The organism is Bacillus sp. KNSH39 (genome assembly GCF_052656585.1).
The window spans coordinates 2,602,228-2,628,186 of record NZ_JBQXYO010000001.1 but is presented as its reverse complement, the minus strand read 5'-3'; the positions used below and the strand labels follow the sequence as shown (position 1 = coordinate 2,628,186).

36 protein-coding genes and 1 pseudogene are annotated in these 25,959 nt (G+C 36.0%); 24 read left to right on the top strand and 13 right to left on the bottom strand.

The features are described 5' to 3' along the window. The first annotated feature begins 92 nt into the window (after positions 1 to 92). From gcvT to ACUL40_RS13295, 12 genes and pseudogenes are all read left to right on the top strand, one after another. A complete protein-coding gene (gcvT, locus tag ACUL40_RS13350; RefSeq protein WP_000631769.1) occupies positions 93 to 1,193 on the top strand; it encodes a glycine cleavage system aminomethyltransferase GcvT in 1,101 nt (366 codons plus the stop codon). Positions 1,194 to 1,213: 20 nt separating this feature from the next. Continuing rightward, on the top strand, positions 1,214 to 2,557 hold the full coding sequence (gene gcvPA / locus ACUL40_RS13345) for an aminomethyl-transferring glycine dehydrogenase subunit 1 (protein WP_000903228.1): 1,344 nt from the start codon (positions 1,214 to 1,216) through the stop codon (positions 2,555 to 2,557). Next, positions 2,554 to 4,029: an aminomethyl-transferring glycine dehydrogenase subunit 2 gene (gene gcvPB / locus ACUL40_RS13340; protein WP_074047462.1), complete on the top strand. Its 1,476-nt coding sequence runs from the start codon at positions 2,554 to 2,556 to the stop codon at positions 4,027 to 4,029. The genes gcvPA and gcvPB overlap by 4 nt, the downstream gene beginning before the upstream one ends. Positions 4,030 to 4,471: 442 nt before the next feature. Next, a complete protein-coding gene (locus tag ACUL40_RS13335) occupies positions 4,472 to 4,675 on the top strand; it encodes a DUF3929 family protein (protein ID WP_000262496.1) in 204 nt (67 codons plus the stop codon). A gap of 70 nt (positions 4,676 to 4,745) precedes the next feature. Beyond that, positions 4,746 to 4,937 carry a hypothetical protein gene (locus ACUL40_RS13330; protein WP_000535933.1) on the top strand — a complete coding sequence of 64 codons (192 nt, stop codon included), beginning with the start codon at positions 4,746 to 4,748 and terminating at the stop codon, positions 4,935 to 4,937. 118 nt (positions 4,938 to 5,055) lie between these two features. Then, positions 5,056 to 5,430, top strand: coding sequence for a GntR family transcriptional regulator (locus ACUL40_RS13325; RefSeq protein WP_001021353.1), 375 nt, complete (start codon positions 5,056 to 5,058; stop codon positions 5,428 to 5,430). A 3-nt stretch (positions 5,431 to 5,433) separates the two neighbouring features. Continuing rightward, complete coding sequence (locus ACUL40_RS13320) at positions 5,434 to 6,306, top strand: ABC transporter ATP-binding protein (RefSeq protein ID WP_065211834.1); 873 nt, start codon at positions 5,434 to 5,436, stop codon at positions 6,304 to 6,306. Beyond that, complete coding sequence (locus tag ACUL40_RS13315; protein ID WP_326038167.1) at positions 6,287 to 6,952, top strand: ABC-2 transporter permease; 666 nt, start codon at positions 6,287 to 6,289, stop codon at positions 6,950 to 6,952. Before ACUL40_RS13320 ends, ACUL40_RS13315 begins: the two co-directional genes overlap by 20 nt. Before the next feature lie 14 nt (positions 6,953 to 6,966). Further along, positions 6,967 to 7,599 (top strand): ABC-2 transporter permease, encoded by a 633-nt coding sequence (locus tag ACUL40_RS13310; protein ID WP_001186580.1) that lies wholly within the window; start codon positions 6,967 to 6,969, stop codon positions 7,597 to 7,599. Between the two features lie 70 nt (positions 7,600 to 7,669). Beyond that, on the top strand, positions 7,670 to 8,293 hold the full coding sequence (locus tag ACUL40_RS13305) for an ABC-2 transporter permease (RefSeq protein WP_074047460.1): 624 nt from the start codon (positions 7,670 to 7,672) through the stop codon (positions 8,291 to 8,293). Between the two features lie 16 nt (positions 8,294 to 8,309). Next, positions 8,310 to 8,903, top strand: a complete 594-nt coding sequence (locus ACUL40_RS13300; RefSeq protein WP_000811452.1) for an ABC-2 transporter permease — start codon at positions 8,310 to 8,312, stop codon at positions 8,901 to 8,903. A 246-nt stretch (positions 8,904 to 9,149) separates the two neighbouring features. Continuing rightward, positions 9,150 to 9,337: pseudogene (locus ACUL40_RS13295) on the top strand (hypothetical protein). A 16-nt stretch (positions 9,338 to 9,353) separates the two neighbouring features. On the opposite strand, the gene ACUL40_RS13290 reads toward ACUL40_RS13295, so the two are convergent. The 5 genes from ACUL40_RS13290 to ACUL40_RS13270 form a co-directional block, all read right to left on the bottom strand. Continuing rightward, positions 9,354 to 9,611 (bottom strand): DUF3975 family protein, encoded by a 258-nt coding sequence (locus ACUL40_RS13290; RefSeq protein ID WP_000265429.1) that lies wholly within the window; start codon positions 9,609 to 9,611, stop codon positions 9,354 to 9,356. 15 nt (positions 9,612 to 9,626) lie between these two features. Continuing rightward, entirely contained in the window at positions 9,627 to 9,941 is a 315-nt protein-coding gene (locus ACUL40_RS13285; RefSeq protein WP_000312623.1) for a DMT family transporter, read from the bottom strand. 1 nt (position 9,942) lies between these two features. After that, entirely contained in the window at positions 9,943 to 10,275 is a 333-nt protein-coding gene (locus tag ACUL40_RS13280) for a DMT family transporter (RefSeq protein ID WP_000312339.1), read from the bottom strand. A gap of 71 nt (positions 10,276 to 10,346) precedes the next feature. Next, the gene (locus ACUL40_RS13275; protein WP_002005730.1) at positions 10,347 to 10,928 is read right to left on the bottom strand and encodes a TetR/AcrR family transcriptional regulator; all 582 of its coding nucleotides are present in this window, start codon (positions 10,926 to 10,928) and stop codon (positions 10,347 to 10,349) included. Positions 10,929 to 11,024: 96 nt separating this feature from the next. Next, a complete protein-coding gene (locus ACUL40_RS13270) occupies positions 11,025 to 12,002 on the bottom strand; it encodes a LacI family DNA-binding transcriptional regulator (protein ID WP_001273985.1) in 978 nt (325 codons plus the stop codon). Between the two features lie 314 nt (positions 12,003 to 12,316). Here ACUL40_RS13270 and ACUL40_RS13265 point away from each other — a divergent pair, with 314 nt between their 5' ends. Beyond that, a complete protein-coding gene (locus tag ACUL40_RS13265) occupies positions 12,317 to 12,853 on the top strand; it encodes a hypothetical protein (protein ID WP_033666640.1) in 537 nt (178 codons plus the stop codon). 40 nt (positions 12,854 to 12,893) lie between these two features. Here the strand turns inward: ACUL40_RS13265 and ACUL40_RS13260 are convergent, their stop codons facing one another. After that, on the bottom strand, positions 12,894 to 13,277 hold the full coding sequence (locus tag ACUL40_RS13260; protein WP_000108653.1) for a rhodanese-like domain-containing protein: 384 nt from the start codon (positions 13,275 to 13,277) through the stop codon (positions 12,894 to 12,896). A 170-nt stretch (positions 13,278 to 13,447) separates the two neighbouring features. Here ACUL40_RS13260 and ACUL40_RS13255 point away from each other — a divergent pair, with 170 nt between their 5' ends. Continuing rightward, positions 13,448 to 14,284 carry a lipoate--protein ligase family protein gene (locus ACUL40_RS13255; RefSeq protein WP_000514081.1) on the top strand — a complete coding sequence of 279 codons (837 nt, stop codon included), beginning with the start codon at positions 13,448 to 13,450 and terminating at the stop codon, positions 14,282 to 14,284. A gap of 28 nt (positions 14,285 to 14,312) precedes the next feature. On the opposite strand, the gene ACUL40_RS13250 is transcribed toward ACUL40_RS13255, so the two are convergent. The 3 genes from ACUL40_RS13250 to ACUL40_RS13240 form a co-directional block, all read right to left on the bottom strand. Beyond that, positions 14,313 to 15,155, bottom strand: a complete 843-nt coding sequence (locus ACUL40_RS13250) for a hypothetical protein (RefSeq protein WP_000111898.1) — start codon at positions 15,153 to 15,155, stop codon at positions 14,313 to 14,315. A gap of 201 nt (positions 15,156 to 15,356) precedes the next feature. After that, positions 15,357 to 16,028, bottom strand: a complete 672-nt coding sequence (locus ACUL40_RS13245) for a DUF1129 family protein (protein ID WP_000993581.1) — start codon at positions 16,026 to 16,028, stop codon at positions 15,357 to 15,359. A gap of 5 nt (positions 16,029 to 16,033) precedes the next feature. Continuing rightward, complete coding sequence (locus ACUL40_RS13240; RefSeq protein WP_000556078.1) at positions 16,034 to 16,351, bottom strand: PadR family transcriptional regulator; 318 nt, start codon at positions 16,349 to 16,351, stop codon at positions 16,034 to 16,036. 157 nt (positions 16,352 to 16,508) lie between these two features. Between ACUL40_RS13240 and splB the strand changes: the two genes are divergently transcribed. From splB to ACUL40_RS13225, 3 genes are all read left to right on the top strand, one after another. Beyond that, positions 16,509 to 17,534 carry a spore photoproduct lyase gene (gene splB / locus ACUL40_RS13235; RefSeq protein ID WP_445422658.1) on the top strand — a complete coding sequence of 342 codons (1,026 nt, stop codon included), beginning with the start codon at positions 16,509 to 16,511 and terminating at the stop codon, positions 17,532 to 17,534. A 144-nt stretch (positions 17,535 to 17,678) separates the two neighbouring features. After that, positions 17,679 to 18,107 carry a transcriptional regulator MntR gene (mntR, locus tag ACUL40_RS13230; protein WP_001143085.1) on the top strand — a complete coding sequence of 143 codons (429 nt, stop codon included), beginning with the start codon at positions 17,679 to 17,681 and terminating at the stop codon, positions 18,105 to 18,107. 54 nt (positions 18,108 to 18,161) lie between these two features. Further along, positions 18,162 to 18,824: an HAD family hydrolase gene (locus tag ACUL40_RS13225; protein WP_025687934.1), complete on the top strand. Its 663-nt coding sequence runs from the start codon at positions 18,162 to 18,164 to the stop codon at positions 18,822 to 18,824. On the opposite strand, the gene ACUL40_RS13220 is transcribed toward ACUL40_RS13225, so the two are convergent. Further along, positions 18,821 to 19,222: an SA1362 family protein gene (locus ACUL40_RS13220; RefSeq protein ID WP_001014463.1), complete on the bottom strand. Its 402-nt coding sequence runs from the start codon at positions 19,220 to 19,222 to the stop codon at positions 18,821 to 18,823. The two genes, ACUL40_RS13225 and ACUL40_RS13220, sit on opposite strands and share 4 nt — an antisense overlap. Positions 19,223 to 19,301: 79 nt before the next feature. Then, positions 19,302 to 20,222 carry a DUF1385 domain-containing protein gene (locus ACUL40_RS13215; protein ID WP_000807121.1) on the bottom strand — a complete coding sequence of 307 codons (921 nt, stop codon included), beginning with the start codon at positions 20,220 to 20,222 and terminating at the stop codon, positions 19,302 to 19,304. 244 nt (positions 20,223 to 20,466) lie between these two features. On the opposite strand from ACUL40_RS13215, the gene ACUL40_RS13210 reads away from it, so the two are divergent. Genes ACUL40_RS13210 through efp form a run of 4 tightly spaced genes read left to right on the top strand, consistent with a single transcriptional unit; the run spans position 20,467 to position 23,093 of the window. Then, positions 20,467 to 20,955, top strand: a complete 489-nt coding sequence (locus ACUL40_RS13210) for a YqhR family membrane protein (RefSeq protein ID WP_000076881.1) — start codon at positions 20,467 to 20,469, stop codon at positions 20,953 to 20,955. Between the two features lie 52 nt (positions 20,956 to 21,007). Further along, positions 21,008 to 21,448, top strand: coding sequence for a type II 3-dehydroquinate dehydratase (gene aroQ, locus ACUL40_RS13205; RefSeq protein WP_000735140.1), 441 nt, complete (start codon positions 21,008 to 21,010; stop codon positions 21,446 to 21,448). A gap of 4 nt (positions 21,449 to 21,452) precedes the next feature. Beyond that, entirely contained in the window at positions 21,453 to 22,514 is a 1,062-nt protein-coding gene (gene pepQ / locus ACUL40_RS13200; protein ID WP_000411040.1) for a Xaa-Pro dipeptidase, read from the top strand. Positions 22,515 to 22,535: 21 nt separating this feature from the next. After that, positions 22,536 to 23,093 (top strand): elongation factor P, encoded by a 558-nt coding sequence (efp, locus tag ACUL40_RS13195; protein ID WP_000626516.1) that lies wholly within the window; start codon positions 22,536 to 22,538, stop codon positions 23,091 to 23,093. Positions 23,094 to 23,129: 36 nt separating this feature from the next. Here efp and ACUL40_RS13190 read toward each other — a convergent pair whose 3' ends face one another. Together ACUL40_RS13190 and ACUL40_RS13185 are read right to left on the bottom strand one after the other, a co-directional pair. Next, entirely contained in the window at positions 23,130 to 23,450 is a 321-nt protein-coding gene (locus tag ACUL40_RS13190; protein ID WP_000645572.1) for a hypothetical protein, read from the bottom strand. After that, positions 23,431 to 24,009: a GNAT family N-acetyltransferase gene (locus ACUL40_RS13185; RefSeq protein ID WP_001163837.1), complete on the bottom strand. Its 579-nt coding sequence runs from the start codon at positions 24,007 to 24,009 to the stop codon at positions 23,431 to 23,433. Before ACUL40_RS13185 ends, ACUL40_RS13190 begins: the two co-directional genes overlap by 20 nt. 191 nt (positions 24,010 to 24,200) lie before the next feature. Here ACUL40_RS13185 and ACUL40_RS13180 point away from each other — a divergent pair, with 191 nt between their 5' ends. Genes ACUL40_RS13180 through spoIIIAB form a run of 3 tightly spaced genes read left to right on the top strand, consistent with a single transcriptional unit; the run spans position 24,201 to position 25,945 of the window. Further along, the gene (locus ACUL40_RS13180; RefSeq protein ID WP_000816050.1) at positions 24,201 to 24,482 is read left to right on the top strand and encodes a YqhV family protein; all 282 of its coding nucleotides are present in this window, start codon (positions 24,201 to 24,203) and stop codon (positions 24,480 to 24,482) included. A gap of 27 nt (positions 24,483 to 24,509) precedes the next feature. Continuing rightward, positions 24,510 to 25,436: a stage III sporulation protein AA gene (gene spoIIIAA / locus ACUL40_RS13175; protein WP_000665905.1), complete on the top strand. Its 927-nt coding sequence runs from the start codon at positions 24,510 to 24,512 to the stop codon at positions 25,434 to 25,436. Further along, complete coding sequence (spoIIIAB, locus tag ACUL40_RS13170; protein WP_000238702.1) at positions 25,430 to 25,945, top strand: stage III sporulation protein SpoIIIAB; 516 nt, start codon at positions 25,430 to 25,432, stop codon at positions 25,943 to 25,945. The genes spoIIIAA and spoIIIAB overlap by 7 nt, the downstream gene beginning before the upstream one ends. Positions 25,946 to 25,959 lie beyond the last annotated feature (14 nt).

Sequence of the window (25,959 nt, the reverse complement as noted above, 5' to 3'; positions counted from 1 at the left end):
GAGATTCCGTATATCCTATCTTTTCAGAATGAAAATGTTTAGAAAAGGGAAGCAACTTTTATTGATTTGTCAAAGCATAAGGGGGAGAGAGCATGATTACATTACAACGTACACCGTTATTTGATGTATACGCGAAGTATGGTGGGAAAACAATCGACTTCGGTGGTTGGGAATTACCAGTTCAATTTTCAAGCATTAAAGAAGAACACGAAGCTGTACGTACAGCTGCAGGTTTGTTCGATGTGTCTCATATGGGAGAAGTTGAAGTAAAAGGTGTAGATAGTTTAGCATTTTTACAACGTGTTGTTACAAATGACGTATCTACCTTAAAGGTAGGGGGCGCACAATATACAGCTATGTGCTACGAAAATGGTGGTACAGTAGATGATTTATTAATCTACAAACGTGGTGAAGAAGACTATTTATTAGTAATCAATGCATCAAATATCGAGAAAGATTACGAATGGTTAGCAAGTCATGTAATTGGCGATGCGACAGTAGTCAATGTTTCTAGTGAAGTTGCACAGCTTGCAATTCAAGGACCAAAAGCAGAAGGCATTTTACAAAAAGTTGTGTCAGAAGATTTGAAAGAAATTAAGTTCTTTAAATTTAAAAACGATATTCTTGTAGATGGAATTCCAGCACTTGTATCTCGTACAGGTTACACAGGTGAAGATGGATTCGAAATTTACTGTAAGAGTGAAGATGCTGCAAAACTTTGGGAGAAACTTCTTGAAGTTGGAGCAGAAGAGGGCTTAAAAGCATGTGGTTTAGGTGCTCGTGATACACTTCGATTCGAAGCAACATTACCACTTTATGGACAAGAATTATCAAAAGATATTACACCGATTGAGGCTGGAATTGGCTTTGCGGTAAAAACAAATAAAGAAGCAGACTTCTTTGGAAAAGCAACGTTAAAAGAGCAAAAAGAAAACGGTGCGCCTCGTAAATTAGTCGGCATCGAAGTAATCGAACGTGGAATTCCTCGTACGCATTACCCTGTATTTATTGGTGAAGAAAAAATTGGGGAAGTAACAAGTGGTACACAATCTCCAACGTTAAAGAAAAGCATTGGTTTAGCACTAATTGATGTAAAATACGCAGCAGTTGATACAGAAGTAGAAATTGAAATTCGTAATAAACGCGTCAAAGCAGTAGTTGTTCCAACACCATTTTACAAACGTTCAAAGTAACGGGGAGAGGGGTAGATTTCATGTTGCATCGTTATCTTCCAATGACAGAAGAAGACAAAAAAGAAATGTTACAAACGATCGGCGTTCAAACGATCGATGAATTATTCTCTGATATTCCAGAGAGTGTTCGTTTTAAAGGGGATTTAAAAATTAAAGAAGCAAAATCAGAGCCAGAGCTTTTAAAAGAGCTATCTCAAATGGCTAATAAAAATGCTAACTTAAAAGAATACGCTTCTTTCTTAGGAGCAGGCGTATACGATCATTATGCTCCAGTAATTGTAGATCATGTTATTTCTCGCTCAGAATTTTATACAGCTTATACACCATACCAACCGGAAATTTCACAAGGGGAATTACAAGCAATCTTTGAATTCCAAACAATGATTTGTGAATTAACAGGAATGGATGTAGCAAACTCTTCTATGTATGACGGGGGTACAGCTTTAGCTGAAGCGGCAATGTTAGCAGCTGGCCATACTCGCAAAAAGAAAATTCTTGTATCTAGCGCGGTTCATCCAGAATCAAGAGCAGTACTTGAAACGTATGCAAAAGGTCAAAATCTTGAAGTTGTTGAAATTAATCATAAAGATGGTGTAACAGATTTAGACGTATTACAAAGTGAAGTAGATGATACAGTTGCTTGTGTAATCGTTCAATATCCAAACTTCTTCGGACAAGTTGAAAAATTAGCTGATATTGAAAAAATCGTTCATCAACAAAAATCATTATTTATCGTTTCTTCAAATCCATTATCATTAGGCGCATTAACACCACCAGGGAAATTTGGTGCTGATATTGTAATCGGTGATGCACAACCATTCGGTATTCCAACGCAGTTTGGTGGACCGCACTGTGGTTACTTTGCAACAACGAAAGCATTTATGCGTAAAATTCCAGGACGTCTTGTTGGACAAACTGTAGATTCAGATGGTAAACGTGGATTTGTATTAACGTTACAAGCACGTGAACAGCATATTCGTCGTGATAAAGCGACATCTAACATTTGTTCAAACCAAGCGTTAAATGCATTAGCAGCTTCTGTTGCAATGACGGCACTTGGCAAACAAGGTGTGAAAGAAATGGCACGTCAAAACATTTCTAAAGCACAGTATGCAAAACGTCAATTTGAAGCGAAAGGCTTCACAGTAACATTTGCTGGACCATTCTTCAATGAGTTTGTTGTAGATTGCAAACGTCCAGTGAAAGAAGTAAACGATGCATTATTACAAAAGAATATTATCGGTGGTTACGATCTAGGCCGTGATTATAAAGAGCATGAAAACCATATGCTTGTAGCAGTAACTGAGCTTCGTACAAAAGAGGAAATTGACACACTTGTAAACGAAATGGGGGCTATCCAATGAAGAACCAAGACCAAGCACTTATCTTTGAAGTGAGTAAAGAAGGACGCGTAGGATATAGCTTACCCAAATTAGATGTAGAAGAAGTGAAACTAGAAGATGTGTTTGAGAGCGATTATATTCGAGTAGAAGATGCAGAGCTACCAGAAGTATCTGAACTTGATATTATGCGCCACTATACAGCACTTTCAAACCGTAACCACGGTGTTGATTCTGGATTCTATCCACTTGGATCTTGTACGATGAAATATAATCCGAAAATTAATGAGAGTGTAGCTCGTTTCGCAGGATTTGCAAATATTCATCCACTGCAAGATGAAAAAACAGTACAAGGTGCAATGGAATTAATGTACGACTTACAAGAGCATTTAATTGAAATTACAGGTATGGATACTGTTACTTTACAACCAGCAGCTGGTGCACACGGAGAATGGACAGGTTTAATGTTAATTCGTGCATACCATGAAGCGAATGGTGACTTTAACCGTACGAAAGTAATTGTACCTGACTCTGCTCACGGAACGAACCCAGCATCTGCAACTGTAGCTGGTTTTGAAACAATTACAGTAAAATCAAATGAAAATGGCCTTGTTGACTTAGAAGACTTAAAACGTGTTGTAAACGAAGAAACAGCAGCACTTATGTTAACAAATCCTAATACATTAGGTCTATTCGAAGAAAATATTTTAGAAATGGCAGAAATCGTCCATAATGCAGGCGGTAAATTATACTATGATGGTGCAAACTTAAATGCGGTATTAAGCCAAGCACGCCCAGGAGATATGGGATTTGACGTTGTGCATTTAAACCTTCATAAAACATTTACAGGTCCTCACGGCGGTGGTGGCCCAGGTTCTGGTCCAGTAGGTGTGAAAGCTGATTTAATTCCGTACTTACCAAAACCGATTTTAGAGAAAACGGAAAGTGGTTATCACTTCAACTACGACCGCCCAGAAGCAATTGGTCGTGTGAAACCATTCTATGGTAACTTCGGAATTAACGTTCGTGCATACACGTATATTCGCTCTATGGGTCCAGATGGTTTGCGTGCAGTAACGGAGTATGCTGTATTAAATGCGAACTATATGATGAGAAGATTAGCGCCATTCTATGATCTTCCATTCGATAGACATTGTAAGCATGAATTTGTATTATCAGGTCGTCGTCAAAAGAAACTTGGTGTACGTACATTAGATATTGCAAAACGTCTGCTTGATTTTGGTTACCATCCACCAACAATTTACTTCCCATTAAATGTGGAAGAATGTATTATGATTGAGCCGACAGAAACAGAATCAAAAGAAACATTAGATGGTTTCATTGATAAGATGATTCAAATCGCTAAAGAAGTAGAAGAAAATCCAGAAGTTGTACAAGAAGCACCGCATACGACAGTCATTAAACGTTTAGACGAAACGATGGCTGCACGTAAACCAGTTTTACGTTATGCAAAGCCAGCTCCTGTACAAGTTTGATTAGAATAACAAAAGAAGAACTCGCTGAGGCGGGTTCTTTTTTTGTATGGATAATTTGTCCCGCATTAACGGACAGTAAACTTCCAACTCAAAACTTAGCTGGTGCAAAGAAGTCAGGTGGGAGATAAACTGTCCGTAAATGCCCGATTGGTTCAACTAATAATCAGTGGGGATGAACAAAAATCCCCACTGATTAAAGTTTCACTTTATGCAGAAATAGTGAAGAAAATGTTAAAAAAATATATTTTTTGTTTCCTAATGGTGTAAAGGTGTAGTTTTATAGGTAGTTTTGTTGAAAAAGTCGGTTTGATAAAAGTATTTATTTTTGTTAGAATTTTATTGAAATTAAGAAGATGTGATGAGGCAAAGATTACTCATTTTTATGTATATGTGAAAAAACGAACAAGACGGGGGTGAAAGTGTGGGATATCGATGTTATAGAATGGTATACCATTTAGAAAATGGAGAAACAATTAAAGATGTAAAAGAATTTTGCTATCGAGACCAAGGAAAAGTGTTAGAAAGAGTAGCAAATCGTGTAATGGATAATAGAGAAGTGACGGCGATTGATAAACAAGGAACAATCATTTCAATAGCATGTGAGGACATTGTAAAGGTAGAACTTGATTACATAACAGAAAGTTAACCTTGAGTCATATCGAATTATTCGATAAAATAAACTGTTGAATGGTGAAGTGAGAAGAGAGGAGTTTATCATGGGTAGTACAAGACACTTTTATATGTTTATCTTAGCGTTTGTTCTTGTTGTCGCATTAACGATTTACTTAATCGTTGACAGCAGCTGGTACAACACGGTTCATCCGGCATTCCTTCTGTTTATGTATATAGGAATTGCAGTAGTAAGTTTCGGAATGAGAGACGAGATGTTAGATCGCTTTGAAAAGTGATACATATACGAAAGACCAACAGGAAAATGTTGGTCTTTTTTTCTTGCCAAAAATAGGATGATGTGTATATACTGTATATATAAGATATATACAGTATATACACACACTGGAGGAAAACATGAATATTATTATTTCGAATTCTTCCCAAGACCCTATTTATGTGCAAATAAGAAAACAATTAAGCCAGCTTATTTTAAATGGTGGTTTAAAGGGTGGAGACCAATTACCGTCTATTCGTAGCTTAGCGAAGGAATTGCAAATTAGTGTAATTACAACGAAGCGTGCATACGAGGAGCTTGAAAAAGAAGGATATATAGAAACTGTTGCTGGGAAGGGGACTTATGTTTCACGTAAAAATAATGAACTATTAAAAGAACAAAGGCTTCGCCTATTGGAAAGTAAAGCGGAAGAAATTGTGAATGAAAGTAAAGCGTTGCAGCTTTCACTTGAAGAATTACAGCAGATGATTGCGTTTTTATATAAGGGGGAATAAGAGATGTTAGAGTTAAAAAACGTTTGTAAAAGTTATGAAGATTTCGCAGTGAAAAATATAAGTTTTATGTTACCACGCGGATATATTATGGGGTTTGTCGGACCGAATGGGGCCGGAAAAAGTACGACAATCAAAATGATTATGAATTTAATTAAAAAAGATAACGGAGATATAAAAATTTTTGGCAAGGACAATAAGAAAGCTGAAAAGGAAATAAAACAAAATATCGGCTTTGTATATGATGAAAATCATTATTACGAAGATTTAACGTGTGAACAAATGAAGCGTATTATTGCACCGTTATATAAAAAGTGGGACGAAGAGCAGTATCAATCGTATATGCATAGATTGCAAGTTCCAAAGTATAAAAAAATTAAAGAGCTATCTAAAGGGATGAAAATGAAGTTTGCGATTGCCATCGCACTTTCGCACCACGCAGAGTTTATTATTATGGACGAACCGACAGCAGGGTTAGATCCAGTTGTTCGAAGTGAATTACTTGATATGTTGCAAGAAATTGTAATGGAAGATGAAGTATCCGTATTATTCTCAACGCACATTACAACAGATTTAGAGCGCATTGCAGATTATGTTACGTTCATCAATGATGGAGAAATTATATTTACTGGTGAAAAAGAAGACTTAATGGAGAACTACGTAATCGTAAAAGGAAGTAATGATTTATTAGACCGAGAAGGAAAAGAACTATTTGTTGGATTACGAAAAAATAAATTTGGTTTTGAAGGTTTAGCGAATGATAAACAAGCAATCATAGATTGGTTTGGAAATGAGGTTGTACTAGAAAAGCCTACATTAGATGATATTATCGTTTACACCGCGAAAGGAAGAGGTGCCTATGCGTCAGCTCGTATATAAAGATTTGTTCTTTTTTCGGGCGATTTGGTTAGTGTATCTAATTATGCCACTAATGTTTTCTTTTATAGAGCCGATTGGTGAAACGGTATTTTCTTTAAGTTGTTTACTGATAACAATTTCCACATCAACAATATTGATAGGGATGGATGAAAAAAATAATAGTGATGTCATTATGAATAGTTTACCACTAAGTCGAAAGGATATCGTTATCGCTAGATATATTTCCTGTGCAATATTTATCGCTGGGAGCATGCTTGTAACGATGTTTGTTATTTTTCTAATACGAAGTGTTGGTGTCGTTGGTGATATTCGTGCATATCATTCGGATTTATATATCGAAATCCCTTGGTATGCCGTAGTTAGAGTGGCGATATGCTCTTTAGTTTATATAGCGGTGCTGTTTCCTAGTTATTACGGAACAAAATCTAAAATGGCACGCGGACTATTTACAGGTGGAGCGGCTATGGTAGGGGTTATTGCTGGGATGTTTATTGGTGAAGGAGAAATGGCGGCATTATCGTTTGTTGAATGGGTTATGATTCCTTCACATTTTATGTGGTTTCTAGTTGGGGGAATGGCATTAGCTAATATATATATTTTTTCTATGTTTCTTGCAATTAAAATATACGGAGCATGTGAGTTGTAGGGAGGGGGATTAACATGCAGCAATTGATTTTGAAGGAGTTTTTCTTACAAAGAAAAATGTTTCTTATCTATTTGATCTTACCAATATACGGAGCATTCCAAAACTCTATAGAACCATTTCAAATGGCGTATGTTTGTTTTGCTATATGTCTTTTGATGATTTCAATCTCTTTATCAAATGAAGAGAAAAATAGTACGGAAAAAATATTAGTAAGTCTACCTTTTACTAGAAAAGATATTGTCATTGCGAAATACATATCGACACTATTTTTTATGGCATTCAGCTTAATCATTACATTCGTATTCTTTATACTCCCTGTATTTGTATTAAAAGAAAATATAAATATTCCTTGGTATGCAGCATTTATAGCTATTTTCTTTTCTGTTCTGTATGCTGTTATGATACTTCCTATAAAATATAGTGAGGATAAGCGAACGGTTACTATGCTGGGATTAGTTATGCTTTTTCCTATAATAGGTTTACTAGGATTTATGTGCAATATATTTACGGATGAAAGGCTTATGTTAATGATTTTTCGAACTTCAGATATGCTATTAGTTATTAGTATTTTGAGTATAGGCGCGTGTGTAAGTTATTTAGCTTCAATGTTTATAGCTATTGTGAGTTTTAAAAAGAGAGAGCTTTAATACTTATTGGCTTGTCTTATATAAAAACGAATAATTGATGTTAAGGAATGAGTTCAGTGAGGTGTAATATATGATCAAGCAATTAGTTTTAAAAGATATGATGATGCAAAGAAAGTTAGGATTTATTGGTTTTATATGTTTGCTTTTCCTTACAATTATTGATTTTGGTAGCGACAATTTTCTTGTGACACTTAGTATAACTATACCTATCCTTGGAACAATATGGTCGACGAGTTATGAGGCTAGAAATAAGAGTGAAAAGATATTAAATAGTTTACCGCTTCAACGTAAGGAAATTGTCATAGCAAAATACATATTTATAAGTATTTTAGTTGTTTTAGGTGTGATTTTCTCACTTTTGATTGGTCTAATTCAGTTGCAAAATGAACATATAACTGGATTTACGCTGTGGGGAGAGATTCTTGGCGGAATAACGGGAGGATTGGTTTATAGCATGATCGTACTGCCAATTGAATTTTTAGTAGAATGTAGCAGTTCGAAACAGGCGGCGTATTTTATGGGAATTATAGTTGGTGGATTAAGTGGAGTGATTGTAAGTAGTGAATGGTTAGATGTAGAGAATGCTTGGAGCACAAGTCTAGTCGTAAATATTTGTTTTATAGCAGGACTCATTCTTTTGTATATTATGTCCATGTTTTTCTCAATTCATTTGTACAATGAACGTGATCTGTGAGAGGAGGAAAATAGCGTTGAAACAACTAATTTTAAAAGATTTCATCATTCAATGGAAGTTTTTAATTTGGTACATACTGTATCCTGTTTTCTTTTATATGGCCTTAACAGATACGGAAAATCTGTTCATAATTATGTCCGTAATTATTACAATTGGAGCAACAGTAAAAACATTTGAAGCAGATAGTAAAAATGAGAGTGAAGTTATAGTAAATAGTTTACCAATATTGAGAAAACAAATTGTGTATGCGAAATATATAGTAGCAATTATTATTCTTTTTATAAGTGTAACGGTCGGTTGTTTCACGATGGGAATGAAGAGTGGGGTTAACTTATTTGAATTTCTTGAAACGACAATGGTTGCTAGTATTAGCTTTATTTTATTGTATTTAAGTTTTGTTTTACCAATATCCTTTTGGCTAGGGTATAAGAAAACCATTTTCATTACGATAGTAATATTCATGGCACCGATAGTTGTTTTAGAAGCTTTGTTTCAAATTAACTTAGAACAAATTCAACTATACAACAGCTTGTTATTCATTAGTTCCATGTGCATGTTCATAGCATCTACCTTTGTTTCAGTAAAAATATATGAAAAAAGAGAATTTTAAAAGGTGCCTTAAAAAAGGCACCTTCTTCAATAACGACAATACGAGAGCAGTAGTTTATAAAAAGAAACGCTATTTGGCACATCTTTCGGAGTATGTAATATAAAGCTGAAAACGATGATGAGAATAAGAAATAGGAAAAATAAAAATAGGATTTGCTTATGTATAGAATTTTGCATATTATTCACTCCTTTTTTTAGGTAGTATGTCCAAAAGAAAGGAGTGTATGAAAAATGTTAGGAGGGGAGAATGATGAACAAAAGAAAATGGTTATATAGAATAGGAATATTTTTATTTTCAATCGGTCTCATATTAGCAAATGTTTACTCGGATATACCACCGTTATTTCCAAGTTTACTAAAAGGGTTGGTATAAGTATTGCCATAGTTGGTCTGTTTTGTCTTATCACATCTAACTTCTACAGAAAGTCTGAATGAATATAAAAAAGGACAGTTACTCTTTTTCAGAAGTACTGTCCTTTTTTAATAACTTATTCCATAGTTTGGCGATACTCCATATAATGACGATTGCAATGGAGGCGATAATGGACCAAACAATTGATATCATTTCAATTGTCATGTTAGGAAGGAATGTGAGAATGGATAATACTTTATGAAACAATGATTCTATTATATGAAAACTTATTTGTAATAGAATGACGATACCAAGTGTGATCCATGCTAATATTTTCTTTCCTTGTTCTTTCCACATGACATTCACCTCTCGTTAGCTTAATAGTTTTAAGCCAACAGCGCCGCATAGAATACAGCTTAAGAAAGCAAGACGACGCCAATCCGCTGATTCTCGGAAAATGAGAATGCCTAGAAGTGCACTTCCGGCAGTTCCGATTCCAGTCCAAATTGCGTAAGCAGTTCCCATCGGTAATGTGTTCATCGCAAGAGATAAGAAGAAGAAGCTTACGCCGAAGTTAGCGATTAAAATAACTTTTGGTGCCCAGCCTTTCTTTTCAGTGGCTACTTTCATAAAGAGTACACCAATAATTTCACAAATACCAGCTAGAATTAAAAATACCCAAGCCATTTTATGCGGCCTCCTTCGCTTCTTTTTCTTCTGTTACTCGTTTTAAACCAATTACTCCGAAGAAGATTAAACCGATTAATAAAACTTTTACGATAGAGAAAGGTTCTCCGAAGATGAAAATCTCTGTAAGAACGATTCCACCAGCTCCGATTCCTGTAAAGACTGCGTATACAGTGCCGACAGGTAAATCTTTATAAGCTCTAAATAATAAGACGAAACTAATTGTAATTAATAGAGCAACACCAGCCCATTCAAGTGGTGCCTCTGCTTTTTTTAGTCCAATCACCCAAAATATTTCAATAATACCAGCGATAATTACATAAATCCATGCCATATGTCATTTCTCCTTCCTACCAGTCGTTAGGTAAAGGGCTTAAAAACGACGCATTGCAAAGGAGCAATCCGTCAGTTTGAAAGTCCGCGCCAAAATACTTTCCAAGAAGCGTCTAAACGTGTCTCAAAACGATTTAAACCTGCGTATAATAGTTCAACCATAAGACCGTCGAGTAAGCATAGAAAAGCCTCTAAGGCGTCTTTTACTTCAATGTTATGCAGCTCATCTTGTTCGCTTGCTCTTTTAAATACAGGGAATAAAAGTTTTCCGACGTTTTCAATGTGTACATTTGCTTTATTAATAATTTGTTCGCGAAATGCATCAGGCGGAAAATAAGAAGTTCGTAACCAAAACATTGATTCTTCACTTTCACCAAATCGTTTTGCATACCCTTTTAATAATTTTAAAAGCAATTCTTCAGTGGACGAATTGGAAAAGCTTTCGATATCGCCTGTGAAGCTCTGCAAATCTTTTTGAAGAGCAGATTCTAAGCATATGAAATATAGCTCTTCTTTTCCTTTAAAGTGTGCGTAAATCGATGGTTTTTTAATCCCAACTTCTTGAGCAATATTTGCCAATGAAGTTCCTTCATAGCCGTAGCGTGCGAAATGAGAAAGTGCTACAGCTTTAATGCGGTTTGCTGTCATTTTCATCCCCTACCTACCGTTCGTTAGTTTCATTATATGAGATGGGAAATATAAAGTCAATAGGTGAAGAGCTGAGAAAGAGCGTTATAAGTAACGCTCTTTTTAGACAGTCTCTCGCTCAATTAAATGGAATGAAAGTTCTTTTGCACTGCCGACAATTTGCTCGCTTTGGATCTGCTTATGGAATAAAGAAAAAGCATGTGAGCCCATTGCGAGACCGGGATGTTCAATTGTGGAAATTTCTAATGCCTTTGAAATTTCATGATTATCAAATCCAAGGATAGCAAGGTCTTCAGGTACTCGAATACCATGTTTTCGAGCCTCTGTTAATAAACCAGCTGCAACTTGATCGTTCGCTGTGAAAATAGCAGTTGGACGATTTTTCATATTTAAAATACGATGGAGTATTTGTGCTCCGTCCTGCATTGTATAGCATTGGTGGAAAATCCATTCAGGATGCAACGTTTTCCCTTCGTTACGAAGTGTATCGGCGAACGCTTTTTCGCGCTCCATGGAATTTACACTTGTTTTTCTTGCTAAACAAATTCCGATTTTTTCATGGCCTCTACTTAGTAAATAGGCAGTACCAAGACGGAAACCTTCATAATGATCTACGTAGATGGATGAAATGAGGGGATGCTTCATTTTTTCACATGAAATAATAGGGGCAAATTTTGCAAAAGGTTCGATTTGTTCCCAAGAGCTCGTTCGGGAGCAAATAATCATCCCATCAAATTGTTTCATTTTCATCATTTCAAGAACACGAATTTCTTCAATGCTATCGTAATTCGTTTGACATAAATTAATATGATACCCAGCTAATAACGCTTCGTTTCCGATTCCTTCAATAATCGTACTGAAGTAGGGGAGGTTAATGAAAGGAAGCATAACGCCAATTGTATATGTTTTCCCTCTTATTAAATGGACAGCATTTATATTTTTTGCGTAGTTTAATTCTTCAACAGCATCTAGAACACGCTTACGCTTTTCTTCTTTTACGTAAGGGTGATTATTCAGGACACGAGAAACAGTTGATATCGATACACCAGCAGTTTTAGCAATTTGTTTTATATTGGCCATATGTATCACCTCTTTCCCTTATTATAAAGGGAAAATAATAAGAAAGAAAAAATCTTGACCTGAAAAGCTTTTCACAAACTATGGTATTAATAAGACTTCTTTTTATTCGCGTAACCTTTTCACTTGGGCGTAAGAATGATAGGGGTCTTTTTTGTTTGCAAAAAGTGTTGTCAAAATGTGTGAGAATAACGTGGAAAGTTTTCAAAGGTGGAGTTTGGTGACAAAGCGAATATGAAGAGAATATCAACGCTTCGTTCGTTAAGAGAGCGATATGAAAGGGCGGAAACAAATTGAAAAAAAGAATCATTTGTTTCGTGTTTTCTAGTTTCGTGCTTAGTTCGTGTTCGTTTCAGCAAACGATGCAAGAAGAAAAACACTTTGTGGGAACAACGGGAGGAGCTATGGATCGTGTTACGGATCCTATTCCGCTAAAGGAACTTCCAAAATATTTTCCGGTGAAGTTTAAAGTTCCAACGTTTTTACCGTACGATATTACAAGTGATGTGAAGGGGGAAGTAAGAACGCTTGGGAAAAAGAACACTGTCTTAACGATTAAATATAAACAGAAAGAACCAGGTAGAAATGAGTATATTGAGTTAAATGTCGCGAACTTTCCTTATAGTTTTCCGGATCTTGTGGAAGAGAAGCGATTTCAAGAACAAATGAAACTGAATAATGGAACGTCTGCTTATTTTAAAAATAAAGATGATTATGAACGTGGTGACGAATTTGCTACGCTTATATGGAAAGAGAAAGGAATTGAATATCAACTGCTGTATCGGAATGTAGAAGAGAACGATGAAAAGGTAATCAAGCAGAATTTATTATACATTGCGAATAAGATGAAATGAAAAAACTAGCTGATTTATTCAGCTAGTTTTTTGTATGTTATTATTTCTTTTTAATTTTGCCTGTCCAAGATTTAAATCCACCTTGTAATTGGTAGAAATCTTTGTAGCCTTGTTTTTTTAAGTATTGCGCTGCACGACCTGTACGGAATCCGCTTTGGCAATATAAGTAAACAGGTTGATCTTGACGAAGTTCTTTATGGCGAAGGCGAATTTGTGATAACGGAATGTTACGTGCACCTAAAATATGCCCTGCGTTATATTCGTCTGCTTCACGAATATCGATAAGCTGTGCTTTACGGTAGCCAGCGCGAAATTCTTCTTCTGTAAGAGTTTTAATTAATTTTTTCTGATAGAAGTACATCCATACAGTGTAGCCGATAAATGCTACGATTACGGCTAATAAAATAATCCAAGTTGTTGACACGATTCTATCGCTCCCTTTTTTCTTATCCTACTTTCAATATTATAATGCCCTTATGTATTTATGCAACAGATTCATTTGCATATAAGAAGAAATTTCGTATTCTTTCACAAATTTTGTCGAATTTGGTAGACTAGAGAATGTGAAAAATAATTGGTTATATGAGGTGCAGGATGGGAAAAGAAAAATGGTGTTATATTAACTCTGGTCAATGTTCACCGGCATTTAATATGGCGTTAGATGAATGTTTATTAAATTGGCAAAGTGAAAAGAAAATGCCACCAACAATTCGTTTTTATGAATGGGAAGTACCAACATTAACAGTTGGGTATTTTCAACGTGTTGAAAAAGATATTAATATGGATGTAGTTAACGAAAAGAAATATGGATTCGTTCGTCGTCAAACAGGCGGCAGGGGTGTACTACATGACAAAGAGTTAACGTATAGTGTTATTGTGTCTGAAGATCATCCGAATATGCCGAAAACAGTTACAGAAGCGTATCGTGTTATTTCGCAAGGTTTATTAGATGGTTTTAAGGCATTAGGGTTAGAAGCATATTATGCAGTTCCAAAAACAGAAGCAGATCGTGAAAATTTAAAAAATCCACGTTCCGGCGTATGTTTTGATGCACCATCTTGGTATGAAATTGTAGTGGAAGGACGAAAAATTGCTGGTAGTGCTCAAACGCGTCAAAAAGGTGTTATTCTACAGCATGGATCGATTCCATTAGAAATTGATTTAGATGAACTATATGATCTATTTTTATTCCCAAATGAACGTGTGAAGGAACGCATGAAGAGTATGTTCTCTTCTAAAGCAGTAGCAATTAATGAATTAACAGACCGTACATTTACGATAGAACAGTTAATTAAAGCGTTTGAAGTTGGCTTTGAAAAAGGATTGGATGTAGAACTTGTTCCATATGAATTAACAGAAGAACAGTTACATGAAGTTCAAACGTTAGCGAAAGAAAAGTATGAAAGTAATGAGTGGAATTATAAAAAATAAGAGATGGCAATTGCCACCTCTTATTTTTTTATAGTAAATTAAGTACTTTTTCTACTTTGATTCCTTTATCTTGTAAAGAACGAAGGCGATTTACAACGTCCATAATTTCTTTGTCAAATGTAACGCTAATACCTTGGCTTTGTAGTTCTTCTTTTAAGCTTTCAATAGAATCATCTATGTCGATGCCAAGCTCGTAATCTTGACAAACTTCAATTGTCTTTTTCACGAGTTTAACATAATTTTCTTGTAGTTTTGAATTTGTTTCAGTCAAAGCAGGCTGCTTCGGTTTTGCAGGAGCAACCGGTGCTGTCTCTTGCTTTGTAACTGGAGTAGGGACTGCTTTTTTCACAGGCGCTGGAGTAACTAGTTCTACAGCTGCTTCTACGCTTACTGGCTTCGGTGTCGGTACCGGAGTAGGCTTAGGTGCCATAGCAGGTGTTTCCACACGCGTAACAGGCTTAGGAGCAGGCGTAATTGCTTTTGGAGCTTCTACAACTACTTCCTTTTTCGGTGCTGCTTCTACCTGTGTTTCTTCTTGCTCGGCAGCTTCTTTATTTTCTTTACTCCACATAACGCGTTCAATTTCTAGAGAAACATTGTTTTTGTTCATCGCTGTTAATGTAACTTTACCAACTTCAGCGTTTCCAGTGAAATCAACAATTTTATAAATAACACTCTTGTTCCAATCCACGTTTCCGCTCAAAAATAATTCTTCGTTACATTTCGGCGTTAAGCCCTCGATTTTAATTTCTGCGTTTACACCGTTTTCACTATATACCATAATTAGCGAAGCATTTACATCTTCGTCTGCTAACATTAGTTCACGTACCATTTTGCCGGTGCGTACTTGCGTTTTCTTCTTAACTGACATCTAATTTCTCCTCTCAAAAATTCAGTAATAATAAAAAAATCGTATAACGAAAAATAATTGCTCACGAAGATTTATGATACCGATAATAAAAGCATCACGTCAACAATTAACTTTAATTATTTTGCATTTTTCTTATTTTCTTTATGAAATTTTTCAATTTGTAAAATTAGACAGAAGAAAAAACAGCCTTTTGAAGGGCTGTTAAAAATTTGATTTTTTATATAGTAATTTATATAAAATAAAAAATAAGATAGCAATTAAAGCATTTTGCCAAAAGTTTAGATGATAAATGAGATAAGGTTGCTTTTGGAAATAAATATTTAAGAATACAGCGGAACAAAATGGAGTAGCAAATGCGAATCCAAATAGAATTCTTCTTTTCCAATTCATTTTCTGATTAAAGGAGTAACGCTTTAATAAATATAAAATAAATAGTATACCTAGTATAATTATTGAAACAGACAAAGTAGTTCCAAGGATGCTAAAAGGCGGACTTGATAATGTATTGTTTTTTTCAAAGAAAAACATAAAAAATGAAATAATTGCATTTATGCCAAACTGTATAGCAAGAAGTAAGCTAATAGAAAATCCAATTAAAGAGGCTTTTTCTAACTTTGTTTGAGTTGGTAAAGCTGATATAAGTTCATCGCAATAAGATTGTAAATTATCTCCAAATATGTCATAAGCGTTTTTATTTTCTGCTTGTGCTTCGATGAGGTGATCTAATATTTCTAGTAACAGTTCTTCCATTTGTTGCTCTGGCACGTTAGATAAACGAAGATAAACTAACATATCGCTATAAGCAACTTCATTTTCAGGTGTTAGAAGCTCACGTTTTTTATTATTCAATTCAATCATGTCTTGTGCATTCATCCCTATCACTCCCCCTGTAATAAGTTATTTACCGTAGTTGAAACCATTCCCCAGCTTTGTTTAAATTCTTCAAGCTGCTCTAATCCTTTATCGGTTATGTGATAATATTTTCGCTTTGGACCGAGTGAGGAAGCTTTTAATGTGCCTTCGATCAATTTTTCTTTTTGCATACGTAATAATAACGGATAGATGCTTCCTTCGCTTACGAATGTAAATCCGTGTTTATTTAATTTTGTGCTCAGTTCATATCCGTACACTTCTTCTTGTGAAATGATGTATAGGATGCAACCTTCTAATACACCTTTTAACATTTGGCTGTGCATGATTTCACCACCTTTTACTCAGGTAACTTGCGTTGCAAGGTAGCTGTTATCCAAATTATAACATTCAGTAACTTGCAACGCAAGTTACTGAAGTGGAAAACTTTAATGCGTGTTAATTTTTCAACGTTTCCCATACTAACGAGAGGGAGGGAAGCACATGAAACCATTTATGCCAAAACTCGTTTACTTTGAACCAAAGGCACTTGAATATCCGCTTGGAAAAGAGCTTTATGAGAAGTTTACGAAGATGGGATTAGAAATTCGTGAAACGACATCACATAATCAAATTAGAAATTTGCCAGGAGAAAATGATTTGCAAAAGTATCGTAATGCAAAGGCTACACTTGTCGTTGGAGTAAGGAAGACGCTAAAGTTTGATACGTCAAAACCGTCAGCTGAATATGCAATTCCGCTCGCAACAGGGTGTATGGGACATTGTCATTATTGCTATTTGCAAACAACACTTGGGAGTAAGCCTTACGTTCGTGTGTATGTCAATCTTGATGAAATATTTGAGAAGGCAAAGCAATATATGGATGAAAGGGCACCTGAAATAACAAGATTTGAAGCAGCGTGTACATCAGACATTGTTGGGATTGATCATTTAACACATGCATTAAAGCGGGCGATTGAATTCATTGGAGAAAGTGAATATGGGCGCTTACGTTTCGTCACGAAATATTCGCACGTTGATCATTTATTAGATGCAAAGCATAATGGGAAAACTCGTTTCAGATTTAGTATAAATTCACGATATGTAATTAAAAATTTTGAACCAGGGACATCGCCATTTGAGGAGCGAATTGAGGCGGCACGTAAAGTAGCAGGTGCAGGTTATCCACTTGGTTTTATAGTCGCGCCACTTTATATGCATGAAGGATGGGAAGAAGGATATCGTGAACTATTTGAGCGACTGTACAATGCGCTGAAAGATATGACGATACCAAATTTAACGTTTGAATTAATTCAGCATCGTTTTACGAAACCAGCGAAAAAGGTTATTCAAGAGCGTTATCCAAATACGAAGCTTGAAATGGATGAAGAGAAGCGGAAGTATAAATGGGGACGATATGGCATCGGAAAATATGTATATAAAAAGGATGATGCAGCAGTATTGGAAGAAACGATAAGAGGTTATATAAATGAATTTTTTCCTAATGCAGAAATACGATATTTTACTTAAGGGGGGTCTGTATGCAAATACAGATTCTTTTTTGTTTTATATATTTAGGCTCGTTTTCAACTTGTCACGTTATTCTTTCTGGTGTATCATTTTATTGATTGCTTCGTACGGAATAAGCAAAATGAACTTGGATGGAGGAAACCGATGCCTACCCCTAGTATGGAAGATTATATTGAACAAATTTATTTGTTGATTGATGAAAAGGGTTACGCCCGCGTATCTGATATTGCTGAAGCGCTTAGTGTACATCCATCCTCTGTAACAAAAATGGTGCAAAAATTAGACAAAGATGAATATCTAATTTATGAAAAATATAGAGGGCTTGTATTAACAACAAAAGGTAAAAAAATCGGAGAACGTCTCGTATATCGTCATGACTTGCTAGAGCAATTTATGCGTATTATCGGTGTGGATGAAAGTAAAATTTACAATGATGTAGAAGGAATTGAACATCATTTAAGTTGGGAAGCGATTGATCGCATTGGTGATTTAGTGCAATACTTTGAACAAGATACAGTCCGAGTGGAAACACTTCGCGGTGTTCAAAGAGCAAATGAAGAGAAAAGTAATTAAGGGGAACGTATGGCGTTTCCTTTTTTATTTCAATTCGAAAAGGATGGGAGAATTATGAAAGCAATTATTTTTGATTTTGATGGATTAATTGTGGACACAGAAACGATATGGTTTCACTCTTTCAGAGATGCTGTTCGTGAATACGGCGGGGAACTACCTTTAGAGGAATTTGCGAAATGCATTGGAACAACAGATGAGGTACTTTATACATATCTAAATGATCAATTAAAAGAGAAGTTTAACAAAAGTGTATTAAAAGAAAAAGTGGCAACTTTACATAAAGAGAAAATGAGAATACCAGAAGCTCGTGACGGGGTAAAAGAATATTTAGAAGAAGCGAAAGAAATGGGATTAAAAATCGCACTAGCTTCTAGTTCTTCTAGAGAATGGGTTATTCATTTTTTAGAAGAGCTACAAATTCGAGAATATTTTGAAGTAATTAAAACGAGAGAAGATGTTGAGAAGGTAAAACCAGATCCAGCTCTTTATCGAGTTGCAATAGAAGAATTAGGAATTAAGCCATCTGAAGCTGTTGTATTTGAAGACTCATTAAATGGATTGAGAGCAGCAGTTGCAGCGGGATTAACGTGCGTTGTGGTACCTAATGATGTGACACGGAATTTACCGTTTGAAAATCATCATCTTCGAATTGAAAGTATGAGAGAGAAAAGTTTAAAAGAAGTGCTTCAAAGTATAAAAAAAGACCGTATTTCCTAAAAGGAAGCACGGTCTTTCTTTTTGCTTTTTTTGCCTTCAATGACAGTTAAATGAGACTGTTTTCTTTTTCGTTTCAAAGTGGAAGAATTCCCTTTTTTACTTTTGTCATTAGAAGTATTTGACTTAAAGAAAGAATTGCCTAGGGGTGCTACATTTTGTTTCCCATGTTTGCGGTTCGATTGTTTTGCCGCACGCTTATATGAGCTTTGCGAATTTGCGGAACCACTGGAATTTGTAAACATCTTGTATAGCAAGTAAAAGATACCGACAACAAGTAACATGTACCCGATATTTCTTAATACACCCATGGGATTTGTAATAACAGATGAAACAAGGCCGAATATTGCCAATCCGATAATAAGCACAAATATAGCGAAAGTAAACGAACGACCGTTCATAAGGGACACCTCCTAAAAACATATATTGAAATTAGTATATTAACGATGAGGAAAGGAGTTGAACACCATTTTTAAATAATTATTGTTTGTTCTCTAAACGTAATAATTCTTCAAACGATGCAATTGCTACTTCCACTTGATCATCTGTTGGTTCTTTCGTTGTTAATAGTTGTAGCCATAATCCAGGATATCCAAGTACGCGTAATACGGGAATGTCTCGTAATCGATTTGTAAATTGCAATACTTCAAAAGAAATACCAAGTACAACTGGAATTAATAAAATTCTGTTTATAACTCGTGCCCAAAGAGGATCTGTAGGGACTAGGAAATAAACGAACATTCCAATAATGACTGTAAATATAATAAAGCTACTGCCGCATCTATAATGGAGACGAGTTTGCTTTTGAACGTTTTCTACAGTCAGAGGAAGGTTATTCTCGTAAGCATTGATTACCTTATGCTCTGCACCGTGATACTGAAATACCCGCTTAATAAGTGGGGTTAAAGAAATAAAGTATATATAGCTCAATAATAGCATGAGCTTAATGACACTTTCGACAATGATTTGCCCAGTATGAGATGGGAAAATCGGTCTCGTTAATTCAGCTAATAGTGCAGGAACTGCTGTGAAAATGACTTTACCGAATATAAAAGATAAAACGCCAACAGCTGCAACTCCTAATACCATCGTTAATTTTGATTGTTCTTCTTTTTTATTTGCAATTTGTTCATCATCTTCTGGGTGGACGTCAAATCGTTCTGAAGCGAAGTTTAAATGCTTTGCTCCATTCGCACTTGCATCCACAATAGCGGCAATCCCTCGTAAAAATGGAATTTTTTTTAGGGTAGATAGTACTTTATTACGAACGCGTGGTAATCGATAAAATTCAATCGATTTATCTTTACGACGAACCGCTGTAACAGTATATTCTCTACCGCCAAACATAACTCCTTCTATGACCGCTTGCCCGCCATATATTTGTTTTGACTCTTCTGCCATGTTAACACCAACCTGTATTTGTTTCTCTCTTATGTAGAAAAAGAGGCAATTGTCATACTGGGTTCTGTCGTTTTGAAATAAGACAATCACCGAGTTTCCTTTATTTTATCGGCAAATACAAGTAGATGACAAGGGAAAATGTTATGAGAGTCGGACATTTCTTATTCTTTTTATAGACAAATTTCGCAGGATTTAAACATGCTTCAAAATAGTTTCGGGCATACTATTGAGCGGAGGTGTCGATGTGAGTCAAGAACAATTAGGAACAAGGAATTTTGTGCAGATTGGTTTGTTTGGTGGAATCTTTTGGGGCGGGATCTGGTATTTCCTTCATATATTTTCATTCACGGAGGCGGGACCGAATTATTTCCTTTTACCATTTGCGTTTGGAAGTTGGAAAGAGGGGGTATGGGGCAATGTGTTCGGAATAGTGTGTATGGGACTTCTTTCAATTTTGATCGCCTTTTTGTATAAAGCATTTTTTGCGAAGTTTGAAGGGATTATAGCGGGAATTATTTATGGGCTATTTTGGTGGGCACTACTGTTTTTGGGGATGGGTTTAATGGCTCCTGTTATTAAAAGTGCGCTCCATTTACCAAAAGAGACAATTGTGACGACAATATGTATTTTTATATTGTATGGTGTGTTTATAGCATATTCTGTTTCTTACGCAGTGAATAGCAATAAAGCAGAACAAGAAGGGCAAGAGAAGACGAACTATTCAAATAAGTAACTCCTATGTTAAAATATTGTATAGATATTTAATATTAAGGAGTTTTAAGAATATGAAAAAGTTACTCCTCGTAAACGGTCCTAACCTAAATCGCCTCGGTGTTCGTGAGGTAAATGTATATGGAAAGGGCACGCTAGCGACACTTGAAGCAGATATGAAGCAAGAAGCAGAAACAATGGGAGTGGAGTTAGAATGTTTCCAATCGAATCATGAAGGTGCCATTATCGACATTATTCATGAAGCGGAAGATATATATGAAGGGATCATTTTAAATCCGGGAGCATTTACGCATTATAGCTATGCGATTCGTGATGCCATTGCGAGCATTTCGATTCCTGTTATTGAAGTACATATTTCTAACATTCATCAGCGTGAATCGTTCCGTCATGAATCTGTGACGGCAGCTGTTTGTGCAGGTCAAATTGTAGGATTTGGTTTTTATGGCTATAAGTTAGCGTTATTTGCATTAATGGAGAAATTGAGGGAGGCATAAAGTAATGGAGAAAATTGAAAGATTACGAAGTGCATTTGATGAGGCTGGCATTGACGGTATTTTGTTAACAAATGAACATAGTCGTAGATATATGGCTAACTTCACAGGAACAGCAGGCGTTGTTCTTATTTCAAAAGATCGTGCTCAATTTATTACAGATTTCCGTTACGTCGAGCAGGCAAGTAAACAAGCGGTTGGATATGAGGTTGTACAGCACGCAGGATTGATCATTGATGAAGTGGCAAAGCAAGTGAAAGAGCTTGGAATTCAAAAACTTGGTTTTGAGCAAGATACTCTTACATATAGTTCTTATTCAGTGCATAAGGAAGCGATTGATGCTGAATTTATCCCGACTTCTGGACTTGTAGAAAAGTTACGCTTGATAAAGACTGATTCAGAGATTAAGATATTAAAGGAAGCTGCACAGATTGCAGATGCTGCCTTTGAGCATATTCTATCATTCATTCGCCCGGGAGTATCTGAAATTGAAGTGTCAAATGAACTTGAATTTTTCATGAGAAAACAAGGAGCAACATCTTCTTCGTTTGATATTATCGTTGCTTCAGGTCTTCGTTCGGCATTACCGCACGGCGTGGCATCTGAAAAAGTGATAGAAACAGGAGATTTCGTTACATTAGACTTCGGCGCTTATTACAAAGGATATTGTTCTGATATTACTCGTACGATTGCAGTCGGTGAACCATCTGATAAATTAAAAGAAATTTATAATATCGTTTTAGAAGCACAACTACGTGGTGTGAACGGTATTAAAGCTGGTTTAACAGGTCGCGAGGCTGATGCGCTAACGCGTGACTACATAACGGAAAAAGGATATGGTGAATACTTTGGACACTCTACTGGTCATGGAATAGGTCTTGAAATCCATGAAGCACCAGGTTTAGCGTTCCGTTCTGATACAGTACTTGAACCAGGTATGGCTGTAACAGTAGAGCCAGGTATTTATATTCCAGGTATTGGCGGCGTACGTATTGAAGATGATATCATTGTGACAAGTGAAGGTAATGAAGTAATTACGAAATCACCAAAAGAACTTATTATTTTGTAATACACAGGAGGATTTTTTTACATGATTTCAGTAAACGATTTTCGTACAGGTTTAACAATTTCAGTGGACAATGCCCTTTGGCAAGTACTTGATTTCCAACACGTAAAGCCAGGTAAAGGTGCTGCATTCGTTCGTTCTAAACTACGTAATCTTCGCACAGGTTCTGTTCAAGAGAAAACATTCCGTGCAGGTGAGAAAGTAGAAAAAGCACACATCGAAAACCGTCGTATGCAATACTTATACGCAAGCGGTGAGGCTCACGTATTTATGGATAACGGAACTTATGAGCAAATCGAACTTGGTGAAAAACAAATCGAGCGCGAGCTTAAATTCCTAAAAGAAAACATGGAAGTAGCAATTATGACTTACCAAGGCGAAGTACTTGGTGTTGAACTTCCAAACACAGTTGAATTACAAGTTACAGAAACAGAGCCTGGTATTAAAGGTGATACTGCTTCTAACGTAACAAAACCAGCTACATTAGAAACTGGTCTTGTTGTACAAGTACCAATCTTCATTAACGAAGGCGAAATGCTTATCATCAACACTGGTGAAGGTAAATACGTTTCTCGTGCATAGTAAAAAAACACTCGTGATAATTCACGAGTGTTTTTTTTATAGGAAATAGGGTAGATAGTAAATAGCTGTTACTATAAAACTGACTAAAACAAGTGAAAGAGTACCCATAATAGATGGAGTCAAAACAATTTGAAATGGTTTTATTTCGCCAGTCTCAACGCCAGTTAATGTTTTGCTTATTGCGTGATCTGTAATGTTATTTCTATGGTTACTCATAATAATTAACCACATAATTGCAAATATTGCTAAACTACCAAGGAAAAAGGTCTCTATAAATGACCAACCGACTAATAATGAAAAAAGATAAATAAGAGCTAATTCTACTACAACGGTTAAACTAATTTTCAATGCCTTCATATTTTTCCTCCTCATTCTGTAATTTCAACCAGTTTAAAAAATTTTCACGTGACACGACATGCAGAGAGCAAGGTGACCTTACTTCTTTCTCTAGTGCAGCGTGTTCGTCTGGAAACTTGTTTTCCACATGCAATGAAATATAGGGGAGTTTTTCTTGTGCTTTTAGTGAGCGGATATTATTCGTTTTAGCACCAGCAAATACGTAGGAAAGTTGTAAGTCTAAAAAGGCGATTTTAAAGATTTCTTTTTTAGCAGCCTCGTTATAGCCTTTTCCCCAGTATGGATAGCCAATCCAACTACCAATGTGAGATTGCTTTTTTTCATTATTAATATGTTTAAGTGTGGTGAGGCCAATTATTTCATTTTCTTCATTCACAATCATTCTCGATAAGGATTTCTTTTGACGCTCTTCTTCTATTGCGAAAAGAAGAAATGTTTTCGTGTCTTCGATGTTTTCTACCGTTATCCCCAATGCATTTTTTATATGTGGATCACTTGATAGCTCGAAAATCACATTTGTATAGCATAAATCTAGTGGTAATAAAGTGATGTGCTGCATGGTTTAAACCCCTTTCAAACTAAATATACCATAATATACCATAAAATAATATGAATATTCAGATTCTAATTCAGACTTTAGAGAAAAATTATGTTTTTACTTCTGAAATAGACAACCTCTGCATATGGTTGTACAAATATATTCTTTTTTAGAATACGAAGTTAGTAACTGTTACGGGAGAAGGTGGAAGAATGAAACAGTGGCTAGCGGCAATGGAAACATCCGTGCTTGTTATGGGGGCACTTCGATTATTTTCAGGTAGTGCGGAGATATTTGCTGCTTTGCTTATGCTTTATGTGAATGATGCGAAGAAAGCGTTGTTTATAAATGGTATGTTGGCGTTTGTTGGACCTACCGTATTAATTTTAACAATGACAATTGGGATAGCGAGTGTAGCAAGTGAAATTTCTTTCTTGAAGCTCTTTTTTCTAGCGCTTGGAATTTGCTGTATTTTTATCGCATTACTGAAATAGTAAGTCGAGTATAGTGGGGAGAAGCCGATGAAAGAGGTATTAGAAGTTTTACCAAAAACGATGAAGTACTTAATTGAAGAATGTAAGCAATACGATGCTTTAGAGGAAATTCGTGTTCGAATTGGAAGGCCGCTAGAGTGTATTGCACACGGAAAGGTGTTTTTTTATGACTATATCACTACTGCAGAGGATGCTATTTACTTATTGAATAAATTAAGTCAATTCTCAATTTATACGATGGAAGAGGAATTAAAACGTGGGTATGTGACGCTTCGCGGGGGGCATAGAATCGGGTTAGCAGGAAAAGTCATTACAGAAAAAAGCGCAGTGAAAATGATTCGTGATGTCTCTTCCTTTAATATTCGTATTGCTCGTCAAAAAATAGGGATTGCTGAACCGCTTTTGCCATATTTGTATGAAAAAAGGTGGTTAAACACGATGGTAATTGGCCCTCCCCAAACGGGAAAAACGACACTTTTAAGAGATGTAGCACGTTGCATGAGTCAAGGGGTAAGTGCTTCGGAAATTCCTTCCTGTAAAGTGGGGATCGTTGATGAACGTTCAGAAATTGCTGGCTGTGTAAAAGGAATCCCGCAATATGATTTTGGTACCCGAGTCGATGTGTTAGACGCATGTCCAAAGGCAGAAGGAATGATGATGATGATTCGTTCTATGAGTCCTGATATTTTGATCGTAGATGAAATTGGCCGTAAAGAAGATAGTGAAGCAATTATGGAGGCAGTGCATGCAGGTGTTCAGCTTTTTATAAGCGCACACGGATTTTCCTATGAGGATGTTGTGAGACGTCCATCGCTCAAGGCAGTGCTAGAGCTTGGTATATTTGATAGGTTTGTGGAGTTGTCAAAAGCGAGGGGTCCAGGAACGGTTATGCAGGTGAAAGATAAATATGGAAAACCAGTGTTATCAAATAGAAAGGCTGAGGGCGTATGGTGAAAATATTTGGTGCAGTGTTAATCGTTGCGGTCAGCACCTTTTTCGGGTTTTCGTACGCTAAAAGATACAGTGAGAGGCCGAGGCAACTTAGGTTATTAAAATCAGCACTTCAATCATTAGAGGCAGAAATTATGTATGGACACACACCTTTATCTGAGGCTGCCGAGCGATTAGTTAAACAAATGCCAAAGCCATTAAATTGGATATTTCAAAGTTTCGCTAAAAAACTAGAAAGTGGAGAACAAACGGTAAGGGAAGCTTGGATAGATAGTTTGAAAGAGAATTGGAAGTTGACGGCTTTTCAACAAACCGAGTATGAAATACTGCAGCAATTTGGTGAAACGCTCGGGCAACATGATCGTGAATCACAACAAAAACATATTCGCCTATGTATTACACATTTGGAGAGAGAAGAAGAGGAAGCGAAAGCTTTACAACTGCAATACGAAAAAATGATTAAGAGCTTAGGGGTACTAGCAGGGCTACTAATTGTAATTTTACTGCTATAGGGGGGAGAAAGGCG